This is a genomic window from Isoptericola sp. NPDC060257, from assembly GCF_042726645.1.
GTDB classification, from domain to species: Bacteria; Actinomycetota; Actinomycetes; order Actinomycetales; family Cellulomonadaceae; genus Isoptericola; species Isoptericola nanjingensis.
In genome coordinates this window covers 1-26,526 of the sequence record NZ_JBHXAW010000018.1, presented here as the reverse complement: position 1 = coordinate 26,526, position 26,526 = coordinate 1, and the positions used below count along the sequence as shown (strand labels likewise).

Below are 26,526 nucleotides of genomic sequence, written 5' to 3'. Positions count from 1 at the left end.
CTCGCTCGGCGCGCAGGGGCTGACCGCCGCCGGGGGCGGCATCCCGGCCGGACGGGTCGGCAGGCCCGAGGAGGTGGCCCGCGCCATCCGGCACGGGGGCGGGGATCCTCGGGGTGCTCCTCGGCGAAGACGGGCAGGGCGGCCTCGGCACTCTCGGCGACGAAACGTGCCACACCCCGCAGCTCGTCCATGGTGAGGTCGAAGTCTCCCGAGACGGTGGTCATGCCCGCCATTGTCGGGTGCCGGCGTCAGGCGTCGCGACGCCGGACGGCGACGGCTGCCGCGGCGAGCACGAGCGCGGCGTACCCGGCGAGCACGGCGAACCCGATGCCGGGGGAGAGGAGACCGTCGGGCGTGGGACCGGTCGCGACGAGGCGCTCGCCGGCCACGGTCGGGAGGTAGGCGTAGACGTCCTGCGCCCACGCGGCCGAGCCGGCGAGCCCCTGGAACAGCAGCGGCAGGACCATCAGCAGGGCGAGGGTGGTGGCGATCCCGGCCGCGGTGCTCCGCCAGAGCGCGCCGATGCCCAGGGAGAGCGCCGCGACGGCCACCAGGTAGGCGACCGCGCCGCCCAGGGCGCGCAGGTGCTCGCCGTCGGAGAAGTCCAGCGAGAGGCCGTCGGCGGACAGCGAGGACGCCGTCGCGAGCCACGCCGCGGCCAGGCCGACGACGGCGAGCAGCACCGTCGTCGCCGCGACGACGGCCAGCTTCGCCCACAGGACGGGCAGCCGGCAGGGCACGGCGGCGAAGGTCGCGCGGATCATGCCGGTCGAGTGCTCTCCGGTGATGGTGAGCACGGCGAGCACCGCCACGGTGAGCTGCGCGAACCCGTACCCGAACGTCACGGCGACGGCGCCGGTCGGGACGGCGAGCCGCGGGTCGGCGCTCATGGTCTCCTGCAGCTCGGGCGACGTCGTGGCCGACCCGAGCGTCGCGGCCATGAGCACCGCGAGCCCCGCCATGAGCAGCACCGTCAGCGCGACGCCCCACCAGGTCGAGCGGAGCGACCAGAGCTTGAGCCACTCCGACCGCAGCACGCGGGCGAAGGTCACGGAGGCGTCGCCGGCCGGGGCGCGGTCCGGGACGAGGGCGGTGGTGGCGGTCATGACCGGTCTCCCGTGCTCGTCGTGCCGGCGGCCGTGAGGTCGCCGGTCGGGTCGTCGGTGCGGTACTCGACGGCGTCGGCCGTGAGCTCCAGGTAGGCGTCCTCGAGGGTCGAGGCCACCGGGGTCAGCTCGTGCAGCGCGACGCCGGCCGTGAGGGCGATCTCGCCGATCGCCGCGGCGTCCAGCCCCGTGACCTCCAGCGAGCCGCCGTGGGCGACGTCGGGCACGACCACGGCGCCGCCCGCGCGCTCCAGCGCGGTGCGCAGCGTCGACGGGCCCGGGGTGCGGACGGTGACCGCGCGCCGCGACGCCGCGTCGACGACGTCGCTCACGGGCGCGTCCGCGAGGATGCGGCCGCGCCCGATGACGATGACGTGGTCGGCGGTGAGCGCCATCTCGCTCATGAGGTGGCTGGACAGGAAGACGGTGCGCCCCTCGGCCGCGAGGCTCCGCGCGAGGCGGCGCACCCACAGCACGCCGTCGGGGTCGAGGCCGTTGACGGGCTCGTCGAGGATGAGCGTGCGCGGGTCGCCGAGCAGCGCCGACGCGATGCCGAGCCGCTGCCCCATGCCGAGGGAGAAGCCGCCGACCCGCTTGCGGGCCACCGGGGCCAGGCCGGTCATCTCGATGACCTCGTCGACGCGCCGGTCGGGGATGCCGTGCGTGGCGGCGAGGGCGCACAGGTGCGCCCGCGCCGTGCGGCCGGGGTGCACCGCCCGGGCCTCGAGCAGCGCGCCCACCTCGGTGAGCGGGGACCGGTGCTCGGCGTACGGGCGGCCGTTGACGGTGACCGAACCCGTGGTGGGCCGGTCGAGACCCATGATCATGCGCATGGTGGTGGACTTGCCCGCCCCGTTGGGGCCGAGGAAGCCGGTGACGACGCCGGGCCGCACCGCGAAGGTGACTCGGTCGACGGCGGTCTTGTTCCCGTAGTGCTTGGACAGACCCTGTGCTGCGATCATGTCGTCGAACGTAGGGTCGATGACCTGTGTCACAGAACCGGGACGCCCCTGAAAGGGACCCTGGCCGCGTCGCGGCCTCCCGGGGGGTTCCCCTACGCCGAAGCCCCTGCCGGTCGCGCGGCCCCGGCCCGGACGGGCGACCTCGCGCCGCAGGCCGAGACGGCGGGCGACGTCGTCGAGTTCGTCAGCCGCGCTCTGGCGCGCTGACCGGCCAGCGGCTCAGCCGCCCGACGAGGAACGACTCGATGCCGACCAGCCCCGAGGCCGCGCCGACGAAGCCACCCAGCATCCCGCGGGCGTGGTCGGCGTCCACGACGCGCAGCCGGTCCGCGCGATAGTCGGTCCCCTTGCGGGTGAGGCGGTACGCGCCCGCCGCGCGCACGTTGCGGCACCAGTCCACGTCCGCGCCCCAGGGCAGCGGCGTGAGCACGAGGATGTCGCGGTACTCGCCGATCTCGACCGGGTCCCCGGCCTGCGCGACCCGGGTGTCGATGGGCGCCCGGGCGGCGAACGCGACCACGGGCGTGTGGTACTCGCGGCCGCTCTTGCGGCCCACGTGGTGCAGGGTGACCCACGGCGGCACCCGCGAGCTGACCTTGAGGGCGTACGGGTTGAGGCGCTGGGTTGCCGCGACGACGGCGGGCGGTGCGGGCATGGCTCCATCCTGCTGCGCGGGCGGAGGTTCCGCTGGTTGGATGGGCCCATGGATCTCTGGGACGTGCTCCTCGTGCTGACCGTGCTGGTCACCGGCCTCGCGGGCGGGGTGTTCGCGGCGTTCTCGACCTTCGTCGTGGCGGGGCTGCGCAGGCTCGACCCCGCGGCCGCGGCCGCCGCGATCGCGGCGATCAACGAGGACGCCGTCCGGCCCCCGTTCATGACCCTCTTCGGCGCGGCCGTGGTCGTGCCGGCGGGCTCGGCGGTGGTCGGCCTCGTCGGCGGGTACGACGGCGCGTGGCTGGTCGTGGCGAGCGCCGTGCTGGTGGTCGTGGGCATGCTCGGGGTGACGGCGGCGGGCAACGTGCCGCTGAACAACCACGTGATGGCGCACCGCGACGCCGCCGGGTGGGCCGCCTTCGACCGGCCCTGGAGCCGGCTCAACCACGTGCGGACCGTCACCTGCGCCGCGGCGTGCGCGCTCGCGGGCGTGGCGCTGGCGCTGGTATGACCGCGGGACGACGGCTCGGACGACCGTACCGACAGGAGGCGCACGCATGAGGATCAGGGACCCGCGGGACTGGAACAGGCCGATCGAGGTGCCGGTTGCACGAGGCATGAGCACGCCAGAGGCCACGGAGACCACCACCGACGTCGAGGCCACCATCGGCCGCGTCCTCGACGAGACCAGCACCTGGGCCGTCGTCGGGCTGTCCACGAACACGGCGCGGGCCGCCTACGGCGTCGCGGGGGTGCTGCAGCGCGCGGGCAAGCGGATCGTGCCCGTGCACCCGAGCGCCGAGACCGTGCACGGCGAGCAGGGCTACGCGAGCCTGGCCGACATCCCGTTCCCGGTGGACGTCGTGGACGTCTTCGTCCGCTCCGAGCTCGCCGGGGCCGTCGCCGACGAGGCGATCGCCATCGGTGCCAAGGCGGTCTGGTTCCAGCTCGACGTCATCGACGAGGACGCCGCCGCCCGCGTGCGCGCCGCTGGCCTCGACATGGTGATGGACCGCTGCCCGGCCATCGAGCTCGGGCGGCGGCCGCGGGACTGACCCGGCGGATCAGCCGGCCGGCTCGAACGTCAGCACCGGCCGCCCGGTGCGGGGGTGGGTGAGCACCTCGGTGCGCACGCCGTAGACGGGGTCGAGGACGTCGGGCACGAGGACGTCGCGCACGTCGCCGGCCGCGGCGACACGGCCGCCGGACAGCAGCACCACGTGGTCGCAGTGCTGGGCCGCGAGCTGCAGGTCGTGCAGGGCGGCGAGCACGGTGACGCCACGGTCGGCGAGCTCCCGCAGGATGCGCAGCGCGTCGAGCTGGGCGGCGATGTCGAGGTGGTTGGTCGGCTCGTCCAGCAGGATGAGCGCGGGCTCCTGGGCGAGGGCGCGCGCCATGTGCACGCGCTGGCGCTCGCCGCCGGAGAGGGTCGTGACCTCGCGGTCCGCGAGGTGCGCCGCCCCGACGGCGTCGAGGGCGCGGCGGGCGGCGGCGCGGTCGTCCGCGGAGTCCCCGGCCAGCAGGGAGCGGTGCGGGATGCGGCCGAGCAGGACGGCGTCGAGCACGGTGACGGGCAGGTCGGTGGACGCCTCCTGCTCGACGAGTGCGAGCGTCCGCGCGCGACGGCGCCGCGGCAGGGCGAGCAGGTCGGCGCCCGCGAAGGCGACGCGGGCACCGGGGCCCGAGCCGCCCTCCGACGGCGCCTGCACCCCGGCGAGGACGCGCAGCAGCGTCGACTTGCCCGACCCGTTGGGGCCGAGCAGCCCGGTCACCGCGCCCGCGGGGGCGGTGACGTCCACGCCGTCGAGGATCAGCCGTCCGGACGCCGACCAGGAGACGCGGGCGGCGTCCAGGCGGTCGGCTGCCGGCCCCCTGGTCCTCCGCGAGGTGCACCGGGCGGGGGTGTCGGCGCGTGACTCGGCGCGGGTCTCGGTGGTCATGCGACCCTCCGTCCGCGCCACAGCAGCAGGGCGAACACCGGCGCGCCGATCGCGGCGGTGACGATGCCGACGGGCACCTCGCGCGGGGCGAAGACGGTGCGCGCCAGGGTGTCCGCCCACACCAGGAACGACGCCCCGCACAGCGCGGACAGCGGCAGCAGCAGGCGGTGCCGCGCGCCGGTCAGCAGCCGCACGGCGTGCGGCAGGATCAGCCCGACGAACCCGATCGACCCGCTCTGGGAGACCAGCGCGCCGGTGAGCAGCGCGACGCCCACCAGCAGCAGCCACCGCACGCGCGCGACGGGCACTCCGAGCGCGGCGGCGGCCGTGTCGCCGAAGGTGAACGCGTCGAGGATCGAGCCGGTCGAGGCGAGCAGGGCGCCCAGCACCAGGACGGCGACGCCCGTGATCGCGACCGACGTCCACGTCGCCCCGGCCACCGACCCCATGAGCCACGACAGGATCTCGCGGTACGAGTCACCGGTCGCGGACCAGAAGATGACGAAGCTGGTCGCCGCGGCCGCGAGCTGGCTCACCGCGAGACCGGCCAGCACCGTGCGGGTCGGCGTGATCGTGCCGATCGCCCCGGCGAGCCCGAGGGCGGCGGCGAGCGCCGCGACGGCCCCGCCGAACGCCGCGACCGGCAGCAGCACGGTGAGCCCGGCGACGAGCACGAGCACGGCGCCCAGCGACGCGCCGGACGACAGCCCCAGCAGGTAGGGGTCGGCCAGCGGGTTGCGGGTCAGGGACTGCATGACGACGCCGCACACCGCGAGCCCGGCCCCGACCGCCGCGGCGGTCAGCACGCGCGGCAGCCGCAGCTCCCAGACCATGCCGTCGGGCAGCGCGTCGAGCGGCTCGAGGCCCAGCGCGCCGCCGAGCCCGACGTGCGTCGCGATCGAGCGCCACACGTCCGCGACCGACAGGTCGGCCGGCCCGACCGTCACCGCCACCAGCACGGTCGCGACCAGCACCGCCACGGACGCCGGCAGCCACCAGGCGGCGCCGCGGCGGCCCGTCGTCGCTGCGGCCGTCGCGGGTGGCCCGACCGGCCGGGCCGTCGCCGTCACGGCTCGAGCCCGTCCAGCCCGTCGAGCTGCGCGGACAGGTCGACGACGGCGTCGACGTTGCGCACGCCGGCCTCCGACGCGGGGAACGGCACCGTGAGGTAGCGGCCCTCGCGCACGGCGGTCATGCGCGCGGTGGCGGGGTTCGACTCGAGCCGCTCGATCTTCTGGTCCGCGCTGTTCCAGGTCGCGTCGACGAGCACGATGACGTCCGGGTCCGCCTCGATCGCCTGCTCCCACGAGAACGACGTCCAGGTGTCGTGCACGTCGGCCGCGACGTTCTGCAGCCCGACGGCGTCCATGATCATCTGCGGCGCGCCGATGCCGGCCCCGACGTAGGGGATGTCGTCGCCCGAGGAGTACCAGAGCGCGGTGAGGCCCCGGTCGTCGGGGGCGACGGCCGCGAGCGCGCCCTTCTGCGTGGCGACCAGGTCGTCGGCGGCGTCGGCGGCGTCGAAGACCTCGCCGACCTCGTCGATCTCCGCGAAGACGTCGTCGAAGGTGAGCGGGTCCGGCATGTACTCCGGCGCCTTGCAGGCGGCGGGGGAGACGTACGTCGCGACGCCGAGCTTCGCCAGCGTGGCGCGGTCGCCCGCGCCGTCGGCGGTGAGGTTGGACTCCCAGCCGGCGTAGACGAGGTCGGGCTCCAGGCCGAGCACGGCCTCCGCGCCGGGCGCCTGCTCGGCCATGGGCTCGGCGACGGCGGGCACGTCGGCGGCGGCGTCGGCCAGCGAGTCCGGCACGGGCCCGTCGAGGAACGCCGAGCCGACGATGCGGTCGCCGAGGCCGAGCGCGAGCAGCATCTCCGTGGTGCTCGACTTGATCGTCACGACGCGCTGCGGCGCGGCGTCGACCGTGGTCTCGACGCCGCAGTTGTCGAGCGTCAGGGGGTAGGCGGTGCCGTCCGAGGACCCGCCGGACGAGGCGGCCGCCGACGGCGCGGCGTCGGCGGGATCCTGCGCGCAGCCCGCGAGGACGGCGACGGACAGGGCGAGCAGGGCGGCGCCGGGCACGGCGGCGCGGGGGAGGCGGGGCACGAGAAAGCTCCAGGGGTCGTCGTCGGTGGTGTCGTCCGACGGCGCGCCATCTCGCGCCGGTGGAACCGCGGCCCACAGCCCGGGTCGCGCCGACGGGCCAGAGTCGTGCCCGTGATCCGGCGTCGAGCCTAGTACGCCCCGCCGACCCCGTGTGGTTGCCTGGCGTCCGTGACCGTCCCGACCCGTACCTCGCCCGCGGAAGCGGCCCCCGCGCCGACCGGTCCCGACCCCCGCGCCGTGCGCTGGGGCGCGCTGCCGAACGCGCGCGACCTGGGCGGCCTGCCCAACGTCGACGACGGCCGCACCCGCGCCGGGCGCCTCTACCGGACGTCGCGGCTCGACGCGGCGGGCCCCGACGGTCTCGCGGCGATGGCAGACGCCGGCGTCCGCACCGTCGTCGACCTGCGCAACGCGGCCGAGATCGTGCCGCTGGACCTGCCGCCGTCGGTGACGCGCCACCACCGCCCGGTCGAGGACCCCGACGACGCCGCGTTCATGGCCGCCTGGGCGCCGCACCTCGACACCCCGCGCTACTACGCGACCGTGCTCGAGCGCTGGCCCGACCTCGTCGCCGACGTCTTCCGCACCATCGCCGCCGCCCCCGACGGGGCCGTCGTCTACCACTGCGCGGGCGGGCGCGACCGGACCGGCATGATCACCGCGCTCCTGCTGACCCTCGTCGGCGTCCCCCGCCCGGTCGTCGTCGACGACTACCTGGTGGCCGTGCGCGCGAACAACGACCGGGCCGTCACCGAGCCGGGGTGGGACGAGCCGCACCGCGGGCCGGACGAGCTCGTGGCCTGGTGCGACGCCGTCGCCGCCGCCCTCGGGGAGTTCCTCGACGGCGTGGACCCGGAGCGCTACCTGCGCGCGCACGGCGTGACGGACGCGGAGCTCGACCGCGTCCGCCGCCGCCTCCTCGACGCGGGCTGAGCGGCGGGCGAGGGCGGGCTCACGCCCGCGTCGCGCGCACCAGGAGGTAGTCCCAGACCATCGTGCCGTCGTCGCGCAGGTGCCGGTCGCCGAGCGCGGCGAGGGCGTCGTCGAGCTCCGCGGCGCGCGCGTCGTCGTCCCCGAGGTGCCGATAGGTGGCGATCGTCGGGCCGTACGTGGCCTTGAAGAAGTCGCGGAACGCGGCGCCGTCGGCGAACCGGTCGACGACGAGCCCGCGCACCTCGGCCCGGACGTCGGTGACGCGGTCGCCCAGGAGCACCCGCACGTGCTCCTCGGTGCCCCACAGCGGCGGCGGGAGCGCGCCGGGCGGGGGCGGGGGCGCGTACGGCCTGAGGGTCGCGAACATCTCGCCGATGAACCCGGTCGGCGTCCAGGCGACGTTCCCGATCGTGCCGCCGGGCCGGGTCACGCGGGCCAGCTCGCTCGCCGCGAGCTGGTGGAACGGCGCGAACATCACGCCCACGCACGACAGGGTCACGTCGAACGCGCCGTCGTCGAACGGGAGCGCGTGCGCGTCGGCCGGCTCCCACCGCAGCGTGGCGCCCTGGTCCGCGGCGCGCCGGCGACCCGCCGCGAGCAGCTCGGGGGAGAGGTCGGAGGCGACGACGTCGGCGCCCGCCAGCGCGGCGGGGATCGACGCGTTGCCGGAGCCGGCCGCCACGTCGAGCACCCGGTCGCCGGGCCCGACGTCGCACGCCTCCACGAGGACGGCCCCCAGCGAGGGGATGACCTGGTCCGCGACCGCGGGGTAGTCGCCGGACTCCCAGACGGCGCGGTGCTTGGTGCGGACCGTCTCGAGCAGGTCGACGGGGACGGTCCGGGAATCGGTGGTGCTCATGAGGGGCTCCTTCGCTCCTGCGGGCTGTGCTGACCCCTTCACGCTCCGCCGAGCGCCGCCGCCGGTCCAGTGCCGGATCTGGACCGGGCGAAGTCCTGGATCTGTACTGGCGGCGTCCCGCCCGGCGGGCGTTCACTGGGGGGATGGCGGGCTACGGCCAGTTCTGCCCCGTCGCGAAGGCGATGGAGGTGCTCGACGAGCGGTGGACACTGCTCGTCGTGCGGGAGCTGCTGCTCGGCAGCACCCGGTTCAACGAGCTGCGGCGCGGCAACCCGAAGATGTCGCCCACGCTGCTGTCCAAGCGGCTGCGGACGCTGGAGCGCGCGGGGATCGTGCGCCGTGCCGGCGCCGAGGGGCACGTCCGTTACCTCCTCACCCCCGCGGGCGAGGAGCTGCGGCCGCTCGTCGAGGCGCTCGGAGCCTGGGGCACGCGATGGGTCGGCGGGCTCGGGGAGGCCGACCTCGACCCGCACCTGCTGCTGTGGGACATGCGCCGCACGATCGACGTCGACGCGTGGCCCCGCGAGCGCACCGTCCTGGCGATCGTGCTCACCGACGTGGCCCCCCGGGTGTCCCGGTGGTGGATCGTCGTGCGCGACGGCCAGGTCGAGGTGTGCGACTACGACCCCGGCTACGACGCGGCGGTGGTCGTGACGACGCCGCTGCGGGCCCTCACCCGGCTGTGGCGGGGCGACGTGACCTGGGCGAGCGCGCTGCGCTCGCGCGAGGTGGTGCTGGAGGGCCCGGAGGGCTTGCGGCGCCGGGTGCCGCGGTGGCTGGGTCAGTCGGTGTTCGCGCACGTGCCCCGGCCGGATCCTGCTCCCGCGAGGGCGTGACGGCGGTCGGTGGCGCTAGCCTTCGACGGCATGACGACTCCCCGGGTCCAGGACGCCATCTCGTGGCGGCGGCCGCGCCGGCGGCGGCGCGGGGCCCGGGAGAGCGCCGGCGCGGCGACGGGCCTCGTGCGGGCCGCCGTGGACCTCGCGCTGTCGATCGCGAACGGGAACGCGCCCGCGGGCGACGTGTCGAGCCTCGGCGACGAGCCGCCGCGGGTGCCGCGCGACCCGGCCGAGCCCGTCGCCGAGCTGCCGTGCGTCGTCGTCGGCGGTACCGCGGCCTGGCTCCCCGCCGGCACGGAGGGCGCGCACCTGTGGGCCGCGCGGTCACGGACGTGGGTCGAGCTGCCCGGCGAGGCGGCCGACGTCGAGCTGGACCGCTCGACCCTGGCGCTCCGGTCGCTGACCGCCGCGGCGGGCGAGGACGGGCCGTGGACGCTCGAGACGCGCTGCAGCGCCGTGATCGAGGGTCCGGGGACGCAGCTCCGCGTCGAGGGGGCGTGGCTCGCGGTCGCGTGGCTCGGGCACCTCTCCGGATGGCCCGACCCGGGCCCGCCGGCGCCGCCGGACGCCGCGCCCCGCGCGTGACCCCCGCCGTGCGCCACGGGCGGGCCCGAGGGGCGGTCGGCTCCGCCCGGTTCCTGACGGTCTCGTCACCTCCCGCCGGCGCGGGGCCGTCGAGTGGGACGCTGAGGGCATGAGCAGCGCATCGCCGACGGGCCGGGACCCGTCGGACCCCGCCGGGCGGGACCCCGAGTCGGGGGTCCCGCGCGAGCCGAGGCCGCGGGACGGCTGGTGGGCGGCGCTCGCGGGGGTGGTCGCGACGGCGGCGGGGCTGGCCGTGGCGGAGCTGGTCGCGGCGTTCGTCGACCCGTCGTCGAGCCCGGTCGTGGCTGTCGGCGGCGCGGTGGTCGACGGCGTCCCCGGCTGGCTGAAGGACCTCGCGGTGTCCTGGTTCGGCACGGCGGACAAGGCGGTGCTGCTCGCGACGATGGGCGTGGTCTCCCTGGCGGGCGCGGCGCTCGCGGGCGTCCTCGAGCGGCGGCGCCCGCCGTGGGGCGCCGTCCTGCTCGGCGCCGTGGGCGTGGTGGCCGCCGTCGTGGCCGCGGGTCGCCCCGGGGCCAACATCGCGTGGGCTCTGCCGAGCCTGCTCGGCGTGGTGGCCGCGATCGCCCTGCTCAGCGCCCTGCTGCGCCGGGTCGAGTCGTGGTTCGCCGAGGGCGAGCGGCCCGGCGCCGACCGGCGGTACGCGATCGACCGGCGCCGCTTCCTGCAGTGGACCGGCGTCACCGCGGCGGGCGCCGTCGTCGTGCTCGGCGTCTCGCGCGTGGTCTCCGCGGGCGGCCGCGCGGTGACGGCGGCGCGCGAGGCGATCCGCCTGCCGCGGCCGGCGACGACGGCGGCCGCGGTGCCCGCGGGCGCGGACCTCGGCGTCGAGGGCGCGGCCCCGTACGTCACGCCGAACCCGGATTTCTACCGCATCGACACGGCCCTGGTCGTGCCGCAGGTGGACCCGGACGACTGGTCGCTCACCGTGACCGGCCTCGTGGACGAGCCGTTCACGATCACCTGGGACGAGCTGCTCGCCCTGCCGCTCGAGGAGCACCACGTCACCCTGGCGTGCGTCTCCAACGAGGTGGGCGGCGACCTCATCGGCAACGCGCTGTGGCTCGGCTACCCCGTCCGGGAGCTGCTGGCCCGGGCGAAGCCGCAGGGGGGCGCGGACATGGTGCTCTCCCGCAGCACCGACGGCTTCACCGCGGGCACACCGCTGGAGGTGCTGCAGGAGGCCGACCGCGACTGCCTCGTCGCGGTCGGCATGAACGGCGAGCCGCTGCCCACCGAGCACGGCTTCCCCGCCCGCCTCGTGGTGCCCGGGCTGTACGGGTACGTGTCGGCCACCAAGTGGGTCACCGAGCTCAAGGTCACCCGGTTCGCCGACGAGCAGGGCTACTGGACGCCGCGCGGCTGGTCGGCGCTGGGCCCGATCAAGCTGTCCTCGCGCATCGACGTCCCGCGCCCGGGGGACGACCTGCCCGCCGGCGCGGTGATGCTCGCGGGCGTGGCCTGGGCGCAGCACACCGGGATCGAGAGGGTCGAGGTGCGGGTCGACGACGGTGACTGGGTCGCGGCCGACCTCGCCGACACCGTCGGCCCGGACACGTGGCGCCAGTGGCGGCTGGACTGGGACGCGACGCCCGGCGACCACCTCGTCACGGTCCGCGCGACGGACGCCGACGGGAACCTCCAGGTCGAGGCGGAGGCCCCGCCCGCGCCCGACGGCGCGACCGGCTGGCACACGATCGAGCTGACGATCGCCTGACGCGACCGGATCACCCCGCGAACGCGGCGACGAGGCACGCGGCGACGAAGACGACCTGGAGCGCGGTCCGCGCGGGCAGCGGCATGGTGCGCAGGCCCGTGGAGGCTCGGGCCGCGTGCACGTTGGCCGGGAACATCGCCACGAACAACAGCGCGAGGCAGATCCCCGCCGCCGGCCGGGTGGCCGGCAGCAGGAGCCCGGCGGCGCCGACGATCTCGAGCACCCCCGTGACGGTCACGAGGAGCGCGGGTCGCGGGAGCCGCGGCGGCACCATGGCGACGAGCGCCGCGCGCCGGGGTCGCGCGAAGTGAGCGCTCGCGGTGACGAGCAGCATGGCCACGAGGCCGGCCGTCACGGCGGCCGGCCAGGTGCCCAGCGGGTCGATCGCGAGGGCGCCGAGGCCGCGTGCCGCGAGGGTGACGGTGACGAGGACGACGAGGGGTGCCATGGCGCTCTCCCGGATCGGCTACGGTGGATCTTGACAGTGACAAGTTAGGTCCGCGGTGCGGACTAGTCAATGGCTAGATGGAGGTCTGATGGCGGACGCGTACCACCACGGCGACCTGCGGTCGGTCGTGCTCCGCCACGCGGCCGACCAGATCGCGCACGACGGCGTGGACCGGGTCTCGCTGCGTGGTCTGGCGCAGCGGTCCGGTGTGTCGCACGCGGCGCCGGCGCACCACTTCGGTGACCGGCAGGGCCTGTTCACCGCGCTCGCGACCGAGGGCTTCGACCTGCTGGCGGAGGAGCTCGAGACAGTCGGCGACGACCTGCGGGACGTGGCCGTGGCCTACGTCCGGTTCGCGCTCACCCGGCCGGGGCACTTCGCCGTGATGTTCCGGTCCGACCTGGTCCGGGCCGACGACCCGGGGCTGACGAGCGCCCGCCGGCGGTCCGGGCAGGCGTTGCGCGACGGGGTCGGGCGGCTGGAGGGCGTCGCCGACCCCGCGGCCGCGCAGCTGGCGGCGTGGTCGGTCGTGCACGGCTTCGCCTCGCTGTGGCGGGAGGGGGCCTTCACGGGCTCCGACCTGCTCGACGCGTCGGCCGACCCGGAGGCGGCCGCACGACGCATCGTCGACGGGCTGGCGTTCATCTGATGCCGTCCTGCGTGCGCGGGGACGTCAGACGCGGGCGCCGACCGCGAGGCGCGCGCCGAACAGGACGAGCACGCCGCCGGTGACGCGGTCCACCCACCGCACGGCGCCGGAGCGGCGCAGCCGGGGCCCGAACCACCCCGCCCCGAGGACCACGAGCGACAGCCAGGCCGTGCCGAGCACGCAGTGCACCAGGGCGAGCAGGAGGCCCATGAGCAGCGGGTTGACGCCGTCGGGCACGAACTGGGGGATCGCGGCGACGTAGAAGACGCCGACCTTCGGGTTCATGAGGTTGGTGCTGAGCCCCAGGCCGAAGTCGCGCCAGCGGCCGCCGGTCGGCAGCGGCGCGTCCACCTCGGCGGCATCGTCGCGCGGCTCGCGGACGGAGCGCCAGAGCATCGACGCCCCCATCCACACCATGTACGCCGCGCCCGCCAGGGTGAGCACGCGGTACGCCGTCTGGCTGGCGGCGAGCAGGGCCGCCGCGCCGCCCGCGGCGGCGGCACCCCACACGAGGGTGCCGACCTGGATGCCGCCCAGCGCCGCGAAGCCGTGCGAGCGCGAGCGGGTCACGGTGCTGCGCAGCACGAGCGCCGTGTCGAGGCCGGGGACGAGGGTCAGGAGCCCCGCGACGAGCGCGAAGGCGAGCAGCGCCTGGAGGACGGTCACGGCGTCACGATACGAGCCGGGCGGCGCGGCGTCACCGCCGGCGCAGGTCGCGCCGGACGCCCCGCAGCCTCCACAGCCCGTACGCGGCGAGGGCGGGCTTGAGCAGCAGCCACTCGCCCCAGCGGTGGTCGGCGCCGCGCGTCAGGCGACGGACCAGGTCGGGGCGCTGGCGCGCGACGTACACGCGCGCCTTCAGCGCGTGCGCCGGCTGCGAGACGATCGTGATGCGGTCGGCGTCCTCGACGAGCGGCAGCACCCGGACGACGTTCTCCCAGGTGGTCCTGCTCTCCTCCTCGAGCGCGAGCGGACCGTCGTAGCCGAGCACGCCGACGGCGTGGTCGGCCAGGACCCGGGCCTCCGAGCGCCCGGACGTCGTCGCACCCCCGCTGAGCACGAGCCGCACGCGTGCCGCCGGGTCGATCGACCGCAGGCCCGCGCGCACCCGCCAGCGGTTGACGATGTTCGCCGCCGGACCGGGGTTGCGGAACCCCAGGACGACGACGGCCTGCGTCGGCCCGGCGGCGTCGGCCACGAGGGTGCGCGACCAGCGCCGGTTCAGCCACTCGCTCCAGGCCAGCACGGCGGCCAGCCCGGTGACCCCGGCCAGGGCGACGATCGGTCCGCGGCGCATGCGAGGGACTGTAGACCGTGACGTCCGCCGCGGCGGACGCGGGAAAACCGGAGACGGCGACGGCGGGTCGGTGCCACCATCGGCCCATGCTGATCCGCCGCGAGCTCCCGGCCGACGCCGCCGCCGTCCGCGCCGTCACCGCCGCCGCCTTCGCGGGCGCGCCGTACTCGGCGCCGCCCGTCGAACCGGACGGCGCGCCCGGGGAGGCGACGCTCGTCGGCCTCCTGCGGGCCGACCCGTGCTGGATCCCGGAGCTCGCGTTCGTCGCCTGCACGGGGGGCGACGTCGTCGGGCACGTCGTGTGCACGCGGGCCCGGGTGGGCGATGCGCCGGCCCTCGTGCTCGGGCCGCTGAGCGTGCACCCCGAGCAGCAGGGGAGCGGCGTCGGCTCTGCGCTGGTGCACACGGTGCTGGGCGCCGCCGACGCGCTGAGGGAGCCGCTCGTCGTCCTCGTCGGTGATCCGGCGTACTACTCCCGTTTCGGGTTCGTGCCCGCCCCGGAGCTGGGCGTCGAGCCGGACGACCCTGCACTGGCGAGGTTCTTCCAGGTGCGGCCGCTCGCCGCGTACGAGCCGTCCCTGCGCGGGCGCTTCGAGAGTCCCGCGCCGTTCGCCGTGCTCGAGGCCATGGCGGCCCGCCACGGCGTGTGAGCCCGGCGCCGCGGATCGCTACCATGCGCTGGTGCCCGATCTCGTCGTCTTCCTGGCCGGCGCCGGAGAGCCCGCGTCGTGTGGGACGCCCAGCGTGACCTGCTCGGTCCGGTGCGGTCGGTGGCGTTCGGGGCCCTGGACCTCGCGACGCCCTTCGTGTTCGACGAGGCCGTCGCGTCCCTGCACCGCCACGGCAGGGAGACCGAAGCGCGATCGGTGACCATGGTCGGTCTGTCGATCGGGGCGATGATCGCCGCCCGGTACGCCTCGCTGCACCCCGTCGCGTCGCTCGTGCTCTCCGGCGGCCAGGTCAGGCCGCCCCGGGTGATGATGGGGGTCCAGCGACTGGTGCTCGGTGCCGTCCCGGAGCGTCACCTGGGCCTGCCGGACGGGATGTCGAAGAAGGACCTGCTCGACATCCTGGGCGTCCGCGTCGACCTGACACCCGACCTGTCCCGGATCGCTGCGCCGACGGTCGTGCTGTGCGGGAGCAAGGACAGACCCAACCTTCCGGCGGCGCACCGGTTCGCCGGAGCCATCGGCGGATCGCGGCTGCAGATCGTCGACGGCGGTGGTCACCAGCTCGCCACGGACCGTCCCGCCGCGTTCGCCGAGGCCGTCCGGCTCGCGATCGGTCTGGCGGCGCGGCGATGATCACCAGCCGGGAGCGGGGTCCACGGAGCTGATGGCCTTGCCCGTCGTCCGGGCGTACTCGATCTCGCGCCGGGTCGAGGCGCCGACGTAGCCTCCGACGCTCACCACCCGGGGCGCTCGACGTCCACGGTCCTCAAGACTCCCGCATCCGGGCTCGGAGCACGTCGAGCTCGGCTCCCGGCGCGTCCGGGTCGAAGCCGTGCTCGATCAGCCAGCGCGACGCCGCCAGGCTGCGCAGCGACCACCACGCGCGGATCACGGCCCGTTCCGCGCCGGGGCCGTAGCCGGCCAGCACGTCGTCCAGGCGTTCCTCGTGCCCGAGCGTCAGGATGGCGAGGTCGAACATCGCGTCGCCGGGCGCGGCCTCGGACCAGTCGATGACGCCGGTGACCTCGTCGCCGTCGACGAACACGTGCGTGAGCTGGAGGTCGCCGTGGACGAACACCGGCGTCCACGGCCGCAGCGCGGCCTCGGCGATCGCGCGGTTCTTCCGGACCACCTCGGCGGGCACGACGTCGTGGGCGAGCAGCCACGCGCACTCGCGGTCGAGCTCCGCCGCCACGTCGTCGAGGCTGCGTCCCGGCCACGGCGGCACCGGCGCGTCGTGCAGCCGCCGGACGGCCGCGCCCGCCGCCGCCCACGCCGCCGGCGACTGCGGCGACGGCTCGCCGAGGACGCCGAGCGCCTCGCCCGGCACGGCGGCGATCGCGAGGACGGGCGGCTCGCGCCACAGAACCCTTGGGGTCGGGACCGGCGCCAGGGCCATCGCCCGCGCCTCGCGCTCGGCGTGCGCCGGGTCGCCGTCGATCTTCAGGAACACGTCGCCCACGCGCAGCGTCGCCCGCTGGCTGTGGGCGACGACGACCTCGACCTTCGCCTCGTCCATGCCCGCCATCATCGCGAGAGCCGCCACGATCGCGCCCGGGCTTTTCGGGGCCGGTACCTGTGCGGGCCCGGCACCGCCTGGTCGACCCTGCGGCTGCGCCGTGGACCGCAGGACTCGCTCGTCGTCGTCGGCATGCGTGGCGTGTCGCCCGCGCGTCGAGCGCGCGGGGCGGCCGCGTCAGAAGCGGTCGGTCTTGAACCGGTCGATGGGTCCGACATCGTGCGGCACTGGGGCCCGGACAGTGGGGCCGGACTCACAGCACGCGCAGCGCCCCGACGTCGTCTCGCTCACGGCGGCTGAGGGCGCGCAGGACGGCGAGCCCACCATGCCGCTCAGCGCCGGCGGCGACGAGCAGGTCGATCGCTACCGCCGTCGCCCCCTCGGGCGCGTGCGCGTCCACGCCGACGCTGAGGGCGAGGTCGTCGGTGTGCACGGCCAGCTCGACGCACCGGGTGCGCAGGTACTCGTCGAGGAGCATCTCCTCACCCGGCCGGTGCAGGATCGCCACGCGGCGACCGGCAGGCTCGTGCGGGAGCCGGGCGCGCAGGCGGTCGAGTGCCGCCGCGGTGTCACTCGCCACGGCGACAGCGCCCGCCGCCGCGGACTCCTCGCTGCGCGCACGCACACCACGATTGAGCGCCGAACCCGGATCCGGGGCGTCCACGATGCGCGCGTAGTAGGTCACCGCGGTCGTGGGTTCGAGACCTTGGTCGAGCGGCCCGTCGAGGAACCACTCCACCTGCAACACGCTGCGCGCAAGATGGCCGGCGAGCGCGCCGACCGTCATGCCCTCCAAGATCGACCCGTCACCCCACGCGTCCGCCACATGCGGGTCCCGGAGCAGGGCAGCGGCCCTCGTGGCGGCCTCGAGGTACAGAGCACGGACGGCGTCCGGGCTGGTCAGAGGGCTCATGGCACCGAGTGTGGCATGGCACGAACCGAGCGTGAGCGGACGTCCACGGACTGCACCAGCCTGGTCGGCGGCGGGGCCGACCCGATTCTCGGACATGGCCCAGACCTGCAGCCACGGTGCATCTCGACAGTCGTGGACGCGTCGACCGGCGAGGTCCTGGAGCGCATCGCCGTCGACCGTGCCGGCTGACGAGGCCGGGATCGGGCCACGGGGCGGTGTCGCCACGATCGCACTTGCGCGGCTGGCTACCATGGACGCACAGGCATCGACCCGGCCATCACCGGCGAGCCTCCGGAAGAACAGGGCGCACACGCACCCCTAGTAGAACCGGACGGGTAGGCCCGTCACAGCCGTGAACGAGCGGCGGACGTCAGCACGATTCGGCGTCCGCAAGCGGGGTGGTACCGCGGGACCCGCGCCCTTCGGGGCGGGGGCGTCGTCCTCGCACAGCAGCACCGACGTCGTACCACCGACCGCCAGCTCGTCCGCACAGGAGCCCACCCATGGCCTATCCGCAGCACCGCTCGTCCGACCCCTCGTCGCAGGCAGACCGACAGGGCGCCGCCTTCGGCATCGCCGGCGTCCCGGCGTCCCCGGAGCTGCCGGCGATCGAGCGCGAGGTCCTGGACTTCTGGGCCGCCGACGACACGTTCCGTGCGTCGGTCGCGAAGAACCCGGCGGGGGAGAACGGCTCCAACGAGTTCGTCTTCTACGACGGCCCGCCGTTCGCCAACGGCCTGCCCCACTACGGGCACCTCCTCACCGGGTACGCCAAGGACGTCGTCCCGCGCTACCAGACGATGCGCGGCAAGCACGTGGAGCGCCGGTTCGGCTGGGACACGCACGGCCTGCCCGCCGAGCTCGAGGCGATGAGCCAGCTCGGCATCAAGACCAAGGACGAGATCCTCGAGCTCGGCATCGAGAAGTTCAACGCCGCCTGCCGCTCGTCGGTGCTCAAGTACACGTCCGAGTGGCGCGACTACGTCACCCGGCAGGCGCGCTGGGTCGACTTCGACCACGACTACAAGACGCTCAACGTCACCTACATGGAGTCGGTGCTGTGGGGCTTCAAGAAGCTCTACGACGCCGGCCTGGTGTACGAGGACTTCCGCGTGCTGCCGTACTGCTGGAACGACCAGACGCCCTTGAGCAACCACGAGCTGCGCATGGACGACGACGTCTACCAGACGCGCCAGGACCCGGCCGTGACCGTCGGCTTCGACGTCGCGACCGTGCCCGCCGGACAGGACGTCGTGCGCCCGGGGGACAAGCTGCTCGTCTGGACGACCACGCCCTGGACGCTGCCCTCCAACCTGCTCGTCATGGTCGGCGAGGACATCGACTACGCCGTGGTGGAGTCGTCCTTCACCGGGTCGCCGCAGCGGTACGTGCTCGCCGAGGCCCGCGTCGACGCGTACGCGCGCGAGCTCACGGACGAGGGCGAGGACGCCCCGCGCGTCGTCGGGCGCCTCACCGGCCGCGAGCTGCTCCAGACCTCCTACGTGCCGCCGTTCTCCTACTACGAGGGCCGCGAGCGCGCGCACCGCGTGGTCGAGGCGGACTTCGTCACGACGACGGACGGCACCGGCCTGGTGCACAGCGCCGGCGCGTTCGGCGAGGACGACAAGGTGGTCTGCGACCGCGAGGGCGTCGCCTCCGTGATGCCCGTGGGCGCCGACGGCAAGTTCACGCACCCGGTCGACGAGTACGCCGGACTGCAGGTCTTCGACGCGAACCTCCCGATCATCGACCACCTCAAGGCGCGCACCCGCGGGGAGGTCGACGCCGGGTCCGTCACCGCCGGCACGGTGCTGCTGCGCCGCGAGTCGTACGCCCACTCCTACCCGCACTGCTGGCGCTGCCGGCAGCCGCTGATGTACATGGGCGTCTCGTCGTGGTTCGTCGAGGTGACGAAGTTCAAGGAGCGCATGGTGGAGCTCAACCAGGAGATCTCCTGGACGCCCGAGCACATCAAGGACGGCCAGTTCGGCAAGTGGCTCGCGAACGCCCGCGACTGGTCGCTCAGCCGCAACCGCTTCTGGGGCTCCCCGGTGCCGGTGTGGAAGAGCGACGACCCGGCGTACCCCCGCCTCGACGTGTACGGCTCGCTCGAGGAGATCGAGCGCGACTTCGGCCGCCTGCCGCTCGGCCCCGACGGCGAGCCCGACCTGCACCGCCCGTTCGTCGACGAGCTCACCCGCCCCAACCCCGACGACCCGACGGGGAAGTCCACGATGCGCCGCGTCGAGGACGTCATGGACGTGTGGATGGACTCCGGCTCCATGCCGTACGCGCAGGTGCACTACCCGTTCGAGAACGCGGACTGGTTCGAGCACCACTACCCGGGCGACTTCATCGTCGAGTACATCGGCCAGACCCGCGGCTGGTTCTACCTGCTGCACGTGCTCGCCACGGCGCTGTTCGACCGGCCGGCGTTCCGCACCGCCGTCTCGCACGGCATCGTGCTGGGCTCCGACGGGCGCAAGATGAGCAAGTCGCTGCGCAACTACCCGGACGTCTCCGAGGTCTTCGACCGCGACGGCTCCGACGCGATGCGCTGGTTCCTCATGGCCAGCCCGATCCTGCGCGGTGGCAACCTCGTCGTCACGGAGGAGGGCATCCGCGACTCCGTGCGCCAGGTGCTGCTGCCGCTGTGGAGCACGTACTACTTCTTCACCCTGTACGCGAACAGCGCCGCGGACGGCGCGGGCTACACGGCGAAGCCCGTCACGGCCGAGCGCGTCCCCGGCCTGCCCGCCCTCGACCGGTACCTGCTGGCCCGCACCCACGACCTGGTCGCGACGGTCACCTCGCAGCTCGACGCCTACGACATCTCCGGCGCCTGCGAGTCCGTGCGTGAGCACCTCGACGTCCTGACCAACTGGTACGTGCGCACCCAGCGCGACCGGTTCTGGGCGGAGGACGCCGACGCCTTCGACACGCTGTACACGGCGCTCGAGACCCTGACCCGCGTCATGGCGCCGCTGGCGCCGCTCCTCACCGAGGAGGTCTGGCGCGGCCTCACCGGCGGCCGCTCCGTGCACCTCACGGACTGGCCTGCGGTGGCCGACAGCGGGGACGTCGTCGTGGACGCCGCCCTCGTGCGCGACGACGAGCTCGTCGCGGCGATGGACGAGGTGCGCGCCGTCGTGTCCAGCGCGCTCGCGCTGCGCAAGGCCCACCAGCTGCGCGTGCGGCAGCCGCTGGCCCGCCTCACGGTGGCCGTCCCCGACCCCGCGGCGCTCGCGGACTACGTGGGCCTCCTGACGTCGGAGCTCAACGTCAAGGCGGTCGACCTCGTCGCGGCGGACGCCGACGCGTCGGAGCGGTTCGGCATCACCGAGCGGCTCGCGGTCAACGCCCGGGCCGCGGGCCCGCGCCTGGGCCGTGGCGTCCAGGCCGTGATCAAGGCGGCGAAGGCGGGCGCGTGGCGCCGCGACGAGGACGGCGCCGTCGTCGTCACGACCGACACCGGCGACGAGTCGCTGCGCGAGGCGGAGTACGAGCTGACCACCGTGGTGGGCGACGCGGCCGGGGAGCACGTCGCCGCGTCCGTGCTGCCCGGCGGCGGGTTCGTCGTCCTCGACCTCGCGCTGGACGACGCGCTGCGCGCCGAGGGCTACGCCCGCGACGTCATCCGCGACGTGCAGGACGCCCGCAAGGCCGCGGGGCTCGAGGTGAGCGACCGCATCGCGCTGGAGCTCGACGTCCCGGCCGAGCACGTCGCCGCGGTGGAGTCGCACCGCGACCTCATCGCGCGCGAGACCCTCGCCCTCGACGTCGTCCTGGCGGCGGGAGACGGCGAGCGCGTCGTCCGGGTCGCCAAGCGCTGACCCGCCTGCCGAGCGTCTCCGTCGGTCAGGATTCACCCGCGGATTCCTGACCGGCGGAGACGCCCGGGCCTGGGCTGCCCCCGTGCGGCCGACTACGCTGGTGCTCCCCGGCGCGTCGGCGCCGACCCCTGCGAGGAGTCCGCATGGCTGCGACACCCGCCCGCGAGAAGCGCCCCTTCGTCCCGCCGCGCTGGTTCGTCCGGTCGGCGTGGGCGGTCCAGCGCGCCGGCTACCGGATCAGCGGCGGGCGGTGGCCGCTGCGCCGGCCCGCCCCCGGCGGCAAGTTCGGCATGCTGCGCCTGCGCGTCGTGGGACGCCGCAGCGGCCAGGAGCGCGCCGTGATCCTCGGGTACGTCGAGGACGACGGCCGGTACGTCACCCTCGCGATGAACGGCTGGGGCGACCCGCCGCCGGCGTGGTGGCTCAACCTGCGGGCGCACCCGGACGCCGAGGTGGACACGGTCGACGGGCCGCGCACCGTGCGCGCGACGGCGGCGCAGGGCGAGGAGCGCGACCGGCTGTGGGCGCTCGTCGGCCGCCACCAGGGCTGGGGCGAGATCGACCGGTTCGCCGCGCACCGCGCCGGGGAGACCCCGGTCGTGGTGCTCGCCCCGCGCTGACCGACCGTCGTCGACGGGCGCGCACCGCCTATCCTTCGGGGGTGACCCCCGACGCTGAGAACAAGCCCTCGTCCGCCGCGCGCAAGGCCCGTACGGCCGAGCGCCAGGCCGCCCGCGCGGCGGCGGAGGACGCCGTGGCGCAGGAGTCGCTGCGCGAGGTCTACGCGGAGATCATGTCGCGGGCGCCGGAGCACGACATCGACCCGACGCTCGACCGCGTCCGGCGGGTGCTCGAGCTCCTCGGCGACCCGCAGCAGGCGTTCCGCGCCATCCACCTCACGGGCACGAACGGCAAGTCGTCGACGGCGCGCATGACCGAGCGCCTGGTGCGCGAGCACGGGCTGCGCACCGGCCTGTTCACCTCGCCCCACCTCACGAGCGTCACGGAGCGCATCCAGGTGGACGGCGAGCCGCTCGGCGCCGCGCGGTTCGTCGAGGTGTGGGAGGACGTCGCACCGTACATCGGCGTCGTCGACCGCGAGTCGCAGGAGGCGGGCGGCCCGCGTCTCAGCTTCTTCGAGGTGCTCACCGTCATGGCGATCGCCGCCTTCGCGGACGCCCCGGTCGACGTCGCGGTGGTCGAGGTCGGCATGGGCGGTCGGTGGGACTCCACCAACGTCGTGGACGGCGAGGTCGCGGTGCTCACCCCGGTCGGCATCGACCACGAGCGCTGGCTCGGCTCCACGCTTGCCGAGATCGCCACGGAGAAGTCCGGCATCGTCAAGGAGGGCGCCACGGTCGTCAGCGCCGAGCAGGACGTCGTCGTCGACGAGATCCTGCGCGAGCGGGCGGCGGAGGTCTCGGCGCACCTGCTGCGCGAGGGCGTGGAGCTCGAGGTCGCCGGGCGGCGGGTGGCCGTCGGCGGGCAGCTCGTCGACCTGCGCACCCCCGCCGGCCTGTACACCGAGGTCCTGGTGCCCCTGCACGGCGCGTACCAGGCTCACAACGCGCTCCTCGCGCTCGCCGCGGTGGAGGCGCTGCTCGGCGGCCGGGCCCTGGACGGCGGGGTGGTCGAGACGGCGTTCGCCGACGTCGTCGTGCCGGGGCGCCTCGAGGTGGTGCGCTCCAGCCCGACCGTGCTGGTGGACGCGGCGCACAACCCGCACGGGGCGCAGGCCCTCGTCGACGCGCTCGAGGAGGAGTTCGACCTCCCGCGGCTGGTCGGCGTCGTCGCCGTGATGGCGGACAAGGACGTCGAAGGGCTGCTCGCGACCCTGGAGCCGGCGCTCACCGAGCTCGTCCTCACGAAGAACTCGTCGGCCCGCTCGGCCGACCCCGAGGACCTGCTCGAGGTGGCCCAGGAGATCTTCGGCGAGGACCGGGTCCGCACGGCCGCACGCCTCGACGAGGCGCTGCAGGTGGCGGCCGACCTCGCCGAGAGCGGCGACCAGGTGGGCGTCGGCACCGGCCGCGGCGTGCTCGTCACCGGCTCGGTGATCACGGTCGCCGACGCGCGGATCCTGCTCGGCCGCGGCTGACGCGCCCGTCCGGGACGTCGGGAGGGCGCACGCACGATCACCCGCCCGACACCCCGCGGGGGTGCTGCGTGGCGTGGCGCCCGGGTGTTGGATGGGGGCAGGCCGCCTCGGTGCAGGGCGGTGCCAGGCGAGGAGGCACGACATGAAGAAGCTGCTCGACGACCCCGCGGACGCGGTGACCGACTCGCTCGCGGGATTCGGGCTCGCCCATGCCGACCTGGTCGAGGTGCACGACGAGCCCGTGTACGTGTCGCGGGCCGGTGGGCCCGTGCCCGGCAAGGTGGGGCTGGTCAGCGGCGGCGGCTCCGGGCACGAGCCGCTGCACGCCGGGTTCGTCGGCGACGGGATGCTCGATGCGGCGGTGCCGGGGGCGGTGTTCACGTCGCCCACGCCGGACCAGATCGTGCCGGCGGTCCTCGGCGCGGACTCGGGCGCCGGCGTCGTGGCGATCGTCAAGAACTACACGGGCGACGTGCTCAACTTCGAGACGGCCGTGGAGCTCGTCGAGGCGGAGGGGTCGCAGGTGACGACGATCCTTGTCAACGACGACGTCGCCGTCGAGGACTCGCTGTACACGGCCGGCCGCCGCGGCGTCGCCGGCACCGTCTGCGTGGAGAAGATCGCGGGCGCCGCCGCCACGCGCGGCGACGACCTCGGCGCGGTCACCGAGGTCGCCGGGCGCGTCGTGGCGAACGTGCGCACCATGGGCGTCGCGCTCACGGCGTGCACGGTGCCGCACGTCGGCAAGCCGTCGTTCGACCTGCCCGACGACGAGGTCGAGATCGGCATCGGCATCCACGGCGAGCCCGGCCGGCACCGCATCCCCTTCGCGGGCGCCACGGAGATCACGCGCAGCCTGCTCGACCCGGTCGCCGACGACCTGCGCCTGACCGACGGCGACGACGTGCTGCTGTTCGTCAACGGGATGGGCGGCACGCCGCTGTCCGAGCTGTACGTCGTCTATGGTCGAGCGCGCGGGCTGCTCGAGGAGCGCGGTGTCACCGTCTCCCGGTCGCTCGTGGGCAACTACGTGACGTCGCTGGAGATGCAGGGCGCGTCGATCACGGTGCTGCGGCTGGACGACGAGCTGCGGGAGCTGTGGGACGCGCCGGTGCGCACGGCGGCGTTGCACTGGTGACGGGCGTCGCGGGGCGCCCCGAGGCGAGGAGGCGTGCGGTCATGGGGCTCGACGTGGCATGGGCGGAGCGTTGGGTGCGGCGCACCGCCGACGTCGTGGCGGGGTCGAAGGACGAGCTCACGGAGCTCGACCGGCAGATCGGGGACGGCGACCACGGGGAGAACCTGCACCGCGGGTTCCAGGCCGTGGTCGCGAAGCTGGACGAGCCCGGGGCCGCGGAGCGCACGGAGGTCGGCGACGTCCTCATGCTCGTGGCCACCACCCTCATGTCGAAGGTCGGCGGCGCCTCCGGCCCGCTGTACGGGACGGCGTTCCTGCGGGCGGCGAAGCGGTCGGCCCGCCCCAGCGTCGACGGGTCCGGCGTCGTCGTCCTGCTCGACGCCGCGCTCGAGGGCGTGACGTCGCGCGGCAAGGCGCAGGTGGGGGAGAAGACGATGGTCGACGCCCTCGCCCCCGCGGTCGAGGCGGCCACCGCCGCCGCGGACGCCGGCCAGGAGCCGGTCGAGGTGCTGCGGGCGGCCGCCGACGCGGCCGACGCCGGCGCGACGGGCACGATCCCGCTCGTGGCGACCAAGGGTCGCGCGTCCTACCTGGGGGAGCGGAGCGCCGGCCACGAGGACCCGGGCGCCCGCTCGACGGCGCTGGTGCTGCGCGCGGCGCTCGACGCGGCGCTCGAGGCCACGCCGGATGCCATGGCGGGCGAGGGCGAGGCGGAGGCGGTCGGGGAGTGAGCGTCGGGCTGCTGCTCGTCTCCCACTCGGCACGCCTCGCCGAGGGGACCGTCGAGCTGGCCCGCGAGATGGCGCCGGACGTGGTCCTGGAGAGCGGGGCGGGCGACGGCGAGGGAGGCCTGGGCACGTCGTTGGAGGTCGTGCAGGACGCCCTCGGGCGCGCGCTGCCGTGCGTCGACGGCGTCGTCGTGCTGGCCGACCTGGGCTCCGCCGTGCTGACCGTCGAGACGGCGCTCGAGCTCGACGAGGACCTGGCCGGCCGGGTGCGCCTCGCCGACGCGCCGTTCGTCGAGGGCGCGGTCGCCGCGGCGGTGGCGTCGCAGCAGGGCGCCGGGCTGGACGCGGTGCTGGCCGCCGCCGAGGGGGCGGGGGCGCCCGCGACGCCCGCCGCCCCTGCACCTGCCCCGGCTCCCGCCGATCCGTCGGTCGAGCCTGTCGAGACCACCGCGACGGCCAGTGCCCGCGTCGTGATCCGCAACCCGCTGGGCCTGCACGCCCGCCCGGCCGCGGTGGTGGCGCGGGCCGCGGCGGCGTTCGGCGGGCCGGTCACCCTCCAGGGCGTCGACGCGACGAGCGTGCTGCAGCTCATGGCGCTCGGCACCGCCGCGGGCACCGAGGTCGAGGTGTCCGCGCACGGGGCGGACGCGCGCGACGCCGTGGCGACCGTCGTCGGGCTCATCGAGGGCGGCTTCGGCGAGGTGTGACCACGCTCACAGGATATTGCACTTGGTGCAATATTGCAGTGGGTGCATGATTGTCCGGTGACCCCTCCCGCCGGCGACCTCGGACTGCGTGAGCGCAAGAAGCGCGCCCGCACGGACGCGATCGTCGACGCCGCCCAGCGCCTCGTGCTCGAGCGCGGCCTGGACGCCGTGACGGTGGAGGAGATCGCCGAGGCGGCCCAGATCTCGCCCCGCACGTTCTTCAACTACTTCGAGTCGAAGGACGACGCGGTGCTCGGTCAGGGCTCGTTCGAGCTGAGCGCCGAGACCCGCGAGGCGTTCGCGGCCGGGGGCCCCACCGGGCGTCTGGTGGCGGACCTCGAGGTGCTCGTCCGGTCGTTGCTCTCCGCGTTCGCCGGCCCCGGCAAGCACCAGGGCGAGCAGGTGATGGAGATCCTGCAGCTCGAGCCGCGCCTGCTCGGCCGTCACTTCGCGTGGTTCGAGCGGCACAAGACCCAGGTCGTCGCGCTGTTCGAGCGGCGGCACGAGGCGGCACCCCTGCCGGCCGACCCCGAGATGTGCGCCATGGTCGTCTTCGTCGTCACGCGGGCGGCGATGGACGACTGGGCGCGCACCGGCCACGAGGGCGACGTGGGCGACCACGTGCCGCACGTCGTCGGCCAGCTCGCCGCCGTCCTCACCTCCTGAGCGCCGGGCACCCCCCCCCCCCCCCCCCCCCCCCCCCCCCCCCCCCCCCCCCGCCCCCCCCCCCCCCCCCCCCCCCCCCCCCCCCCCGCGGGCCCCCCCGGCCCCCCCCCGCAGACCCCCCCCCCCAACCCCGCCGCGGGCC

At 75.3% G+C, this 26,526-nt stretch carries 28 protein-coding genes; 16 read left to right on the top strand and 12 right to left on the bottom strand.

The features are described 5' to 3' along the window. Positions 1-248: 248 nt before the first annotated feature. The 3 genes from ACFWEK_RS03065 to ACFWEK_RS03055 all read right to left on the bottom strand — a co-directional run bounded on the left by ACFWEK_RS03065 (position 249) and on the right by ACFWEK_RS03055 (position 2,723). Positions 249-1,106 (bottom strand): ABC transporter permease, encoded by an 858-nt coding sequence (locus ACFWEK_RS03065; protein ID WP_430553049.1) that lies wholly within the window; start codon positions 1,104-1,106, stop codon positions 249-251. Then, on the bottom strand, positions 1,103-2,068 hold the full coding sequence (locus ACFWEK_RS03060; protein WP_430553048.1) for an ABC transporter ATP-binding protein: 966 nt from the start codon (positions 2,066-2,068) through the stop codon (positions 1,103-1,105). The genes ACFWEK_RS03065 and ACFWEK_RS03060 overlap by 4 nt, the downstream gene beginning before the upstream one ends. A gap of 184 nt (positions 2,069-2,252) precedes the next feature. After that, positions 2,253-2,723 (bottom strand): hypothetical protein, encoded by a 471-nt coding sequence (locus tag ACFWEK_RS03055; RefSeq protein WP_430553047.1) that lies wholly within the window; start codon positions 2,721-2,723, stop codon positions 2,253-2,255. A gap of 48 nt (positions 2,724-2,771) precedes the next feature. Between ACFWEK_RS03055 and ACFWEK_RS03050 the strand changes: the two genes are divergently transcribed. Both ACFWEK_RS03050 and ACFWEK_RS03045 read left to right on the top strand, forming a co-directional pair. Then, positions 2,772-3,233: an anthrone oxygenase family protein gene (locus tag ACFWEK_RS03050; RefSeq protein ID WP_430547143.1), complete on the top strand. Its 462-nt coding sequence runs from the start codon at positions 2,772-2,774 to the stop codon at positions 3,231-3,233. Between the two features lie 106 nt (positions 3,234-3,339). Next, entirely contained in the window at positions 3,340-3,777 is a 438-nt protein-coding gene (locus ACFWEK_RS03045; RefSeq protein ID WP_430553046.1) for a CoA-binding protein, read from the top strand. A gap of 9 nt (positions 3,778-3,786) precedes the next feature. Here ACFWEK_RS03045 and ACFWEK_RS03040 read toward each other — a convergent pair whose 3' ends face one another. The 3 genes from ACFWEK_RS03040 to ACFWEK_RS03030 are packed head-to-tail and all read right to left on the bottom strand — an operon-like array spanning position 3,787 to position 6,766. Further along, positions 3,787-4,662 carry a putative F420-0 ABC transporter ATP-binding protein gene (locus ACFWEK_RS03040; RefSeq protein WP_430553045.1) on the bottom strand — a complete coding sequence of 292 codons (876 nt, stop codon included), beginning with the start codon at positions 4,660-4,662 and terminating at the stop codon, positions 3,787-3,789. Next, on the bottom strand, positions 4,659-5,732 hold the full coding sequence (locus ACFWEK_RS03035) for a putative F420-0 ABC transporter permease subunit (RefSeq protein ID WP_430553044.1): 1,074 nt from the start codon (positions 5,730-5,732) through the stop codon (positions 4,659-4,661). The genes ACFWEK_RS03040 and ACFWEK_RS03035 overlap by 4 nt, the downstream gene beginning before the upstream one ends. Then, positions 5,729-6,766 (bottom strand): putative F420-0 ABC transporter substrate-binding protein, encoded by a 1,038-nt coding sequence (locus ACFWEK_RS03030; RefSeq protein ID WP_430553043.1) that lies wholly within the window; start codon positions 6,764-6,766, stop codon positions 5,729-5,731. The genes ACFWEK_RS03035 and ACFWEK_RS03030 overlap by 4 nt, the downstream gene beginning before the upstream one ends. Positions 6,767-6,934: 168 nt before the next feature. Here ACFWEK_RS03030 and ACFWEK_RS03025 point away from each other — a divergent pair, with 168 nt between their 5' ends. Then, positions 6,935-7,699, top strand: coding sequence for a tyrosine-protein phosphatase (locus ACFWEK_RS03025; protein WP_430553042.1), 765 nt, complete (start codon positions 6,935-6,937; stop codon positions 7,697-7,699). A 19-nt stretch (positions 7,700-7,718) separates the two neighbouring features. On the opposite strand, the gene ACFWEK_RS03020 is transcribed toward ACFWEK_RS03025, so the two are convergent. Further along, complete coding sequence (locus ACFWEK_RS03020; protein WP_430553041.1) at positions 7,719-8,558, bottom strand: class I SAM-dependent methyltransferase; 840 nt, start codon at positions 8,556-8,558, stop codon at positions 7,719-7,721. Positions 8,559-8,701: 143 nt separating this feature from the next. Here ACFWEK_RS03020 and ACFWEK_RS03015 point away from each other — a divergent pair, with 143 nt between their 5' ends. From ACFWEK_RS03015 to ACFWEK_RS03005, 3 genes are all read left to right on the top strand, one after another. Next, positions 8,702-9,394 (top strand): winged helix-turn-helix transcriptional regulator, encoded by a 693-nt coding sequence (locus ACFWEK_RS03015; protein ID WP_430547137.1) that lies wholly within the window; start codon positions 8,702-8,704, stop codon positions 9,392-9,394. Positions 9,395-9,424: 30 nt separating this feature from the next. After that, on the top strand, positions 9,425-9,982 hold the full coding sequence (locus ACFWEK_RS03010; RefSeq protein WP_430553040.1) for a hypothetical protein: 558 nt from the start codon (positions 9,425-9,427) through the stop codon (positions 9,980-9,982). A gap of 109 nt (positions 9,983-10,091) precedes the next feature. Beyond that, positions 10,092-11,717: a molybdopterin-dependent oxidoreductase gene (locus ACFWEK_RS03005; RefSeq protein WP_430553039.1), complete on the top strand. Its 1,626-nt coding sequence runs from the start codon at positions 10,092-10,094 to the stop codon at positions 11,715-11,717. A gap of 10 nt (positions 11,718-11,727) precedes the next feature. On the opposite strand, the gene ACFWEK_RS03000 is transcribed toward ACFWEK_RS03005, so the two are convergent. Continuing rightward, positions 11,728-12,165, bottom strand: coding sequence for a DoxX family protein (locus ACFWEK_RS03000; protein ID WP_430553038.1), 438 nt, complete (start codon positions 12,163-12,165; stop codon positions 11,728-11,730). Positions 12,166-12,253: 88 nt separating this feature from the next. On the opposite strand from ACFWEK_RS03000, the gene ACFWEK_RS02995 reads away from it, so the two are divergent. Next, positions 12,254-12,814: a TetR/AcrR family transcriptional regulator gene (locus ACFWEK_RS02995; protein ID WP_430547133.1), complete on the top strand. Its 561-nt coding sequence runs from the start codon at positions 12,254-12,256 to the stop codon at positions 12,812-12,814. Between the two features lie 24 nt (positions 12,815-12,838). Here the strand turns inward: ACFWEK_RS02995 and ACFWEK_RS02990 are convergent, their stop codons facing one another. Then, positions 12,839-13,480, bottom strand: coding sequence for a LysE family translocator (locus tag ACFWEK_RS02990; protein ID WP_430553037.1), 642 nt, complete (start codon positions 13,478-13,480; stop codon positions 12,839-12,841). A 31-nt stretch (positions 13,481-13,511) separates the two neighbouring features. Next, a complete protein-coding gene (locus ACFWEK_RS02985) occupies positions 13,512-14,111 on the bottom strand; it encodes a YdcF family protein (protein ID WP_430553036.1) in 600 nt (199 codons plus the stop codon). A gap of 86 nt (positions 14,112-14,197) precedes the next feature. On the opposite strand from ACFWEK_RS02985, the gene ACFWEK_RS02980 reads away from it, so the two are divergent. After that, a complete protein-coding gene (locus tag ACFWEK_RS02980; RefSeq protein WP_430553035.1) occupies positions 14,198-14,761 on the top strand; it encodes a GNAT family N-acetyltransferase in 564 nt (187 codons plus the stop codon). A 78-nt stretch (positions 14,762-14,839) separates the two neighbouring features. Next, positions 14,840-15,415: an alpha/beta fold hydrolase gene (locus tag ACFWEK_RS02975; protein ID WP_430553034.1), complete on the top strand. Its 576-nt coding sequence runs from the start codon at positions 14,840-14,842 to the stop codon at positions 15,413-15,415. A 133-nt stretch (positions 15,416-15,548) separates the two neighbouring features. Here ACFWEK_RS02975 and ACFWEK_RS02970 read toward each other — a convergent pair whose 3' ends face one another. Both ACFWEK_RS02970 and ACFWEK_RS02965 read right to left on the bottom strand, forming a co-directional pair. Continuing rightward, positions 15,549-16,301 carry a phosphotransferase family protein gene (locus tag ACFWEK_RS02970; RefSeq protein WP_430553033.1) on the bottom strand — a complete coding sequence of 251 codons (753 nt, stop codon included), beginning with the start codon at positions 16,299-16,301 and terminating at the stop codon, positions 15,549-15,551. Positions 16,302-16,554: 253 nt separating this feature from the next. Then, on the bottom strand, positions 16,555-17,214 hold the full coding sequence (locus ACFWEK_RS02965; protein ID WP_430553050.1) for a maleylpyruvate isomerase N-terminal domain-containing protein: 660 nt from the start codon (positions 17,212-17,214) through the stop codon (positions 16,555-16,557). A 503-nt stretch (positions 17,215-17,717) separates the two neighbouring features. Between ACFWEK_RS02965 and ileS the strand changes: the two genes are divergently transcribed. The 7 genes from ileS to ACFWEK_RS02930 all read left to right on the top strand — a co-directional run bounded on the left by ileS (position 17,718) and on the right by ACFWEK_RS02930 (position 26,384). Continuing rightward, positions 17,718-21,047 carry an isoleucine--tRNA ligase gene (ileS, locus tag ACFWEK_RS02960; protein WP_430553032.1) on the top strand — a complete coding sequence of 1,110 codons (3,330 nt, stop codon included), beginning with the start codon at positions 17,718-17,720 and terminating at the stop codon, positions 21,045-21,047. Positions 21,048-21,190: 143 nt separating this feature from the next. Continuing rightward, positions 21,191-21,667, top strand: coding sequence for a nitroreductase/quinone reductase family protein (locus ACFWEK_RS02955; protein ID WP_430547126.1), 477 nt, complete (start codon positions 21,191-21,193; stop codon positions 21,665-21,667). 41 nt (positions 21,668-21,708) lie between these two features. Then, positions 21,709-23,145 (top strand): bifunctional folylpolyglutamate synthase/dihydrofolate synthase, encoded by a 1,437-nt coding sequence (locus ACFWEK_RS02950; RefSeq protein WP_430547125.1) that lies wholly within the window; start codon positions 21,709-21,711, stop codon positions 23,143-23,145. A 142-nt stretch (positions 23,146-23,287) separates the two neighbouring features. Continuing rightward, entirely contained in the window at positions 23,288-24,283 is a 996-nt protein-coding gene (gene dhaK / locus ACFWEK_RS02945; protein ID WP_430553031.1) for a dihydroxyacetone kinase subunit DhaK, read from the top strand. A 41-nt stretch (positions 24,284-24,324) separates the two neighbouring features. Further along, positions 24,325-25,014 (top strand): dihydroxyacetone kinase subunit DhaL, encoded by a 690-nt coding sequence (gene dhaL / locus ACFWEK_RS02940; protein ID WP_430547123.1) that lies wholly within the window; start codon positions 24,325-24,327, stop codon positions 25,012-25,014. Next, entirely contained in the window at positions 25,011-25,718 is a 708-nt protein-coding gene (dhaM, locus tag ACFWEK_RS02935; RefSeq protein WP_430553030.1) for a dihydroxyacetone kinase phosphoryl donor subunit DhaM, read from the top strand. The genes dhaL and dhaM overlap by 4 nt, the downstream gene beginning before the upstream one ends. A gap of 57 nt (positions 25,719-25,775) precedes the next feature. Next, positions 25,776-26,384 (top strand): TetR/AcrR family transcriptional regulator, encoded by a 609-nt coding sequence (locus ACFWEK_RS02930; protein ID WP_430547121.1) that lies wholly within the window; start codon positions 25,776-25,778, stop codon positions 26,382-26,384. Positions 26,385-26,526 lie beyond the last annotated feature (142 nt).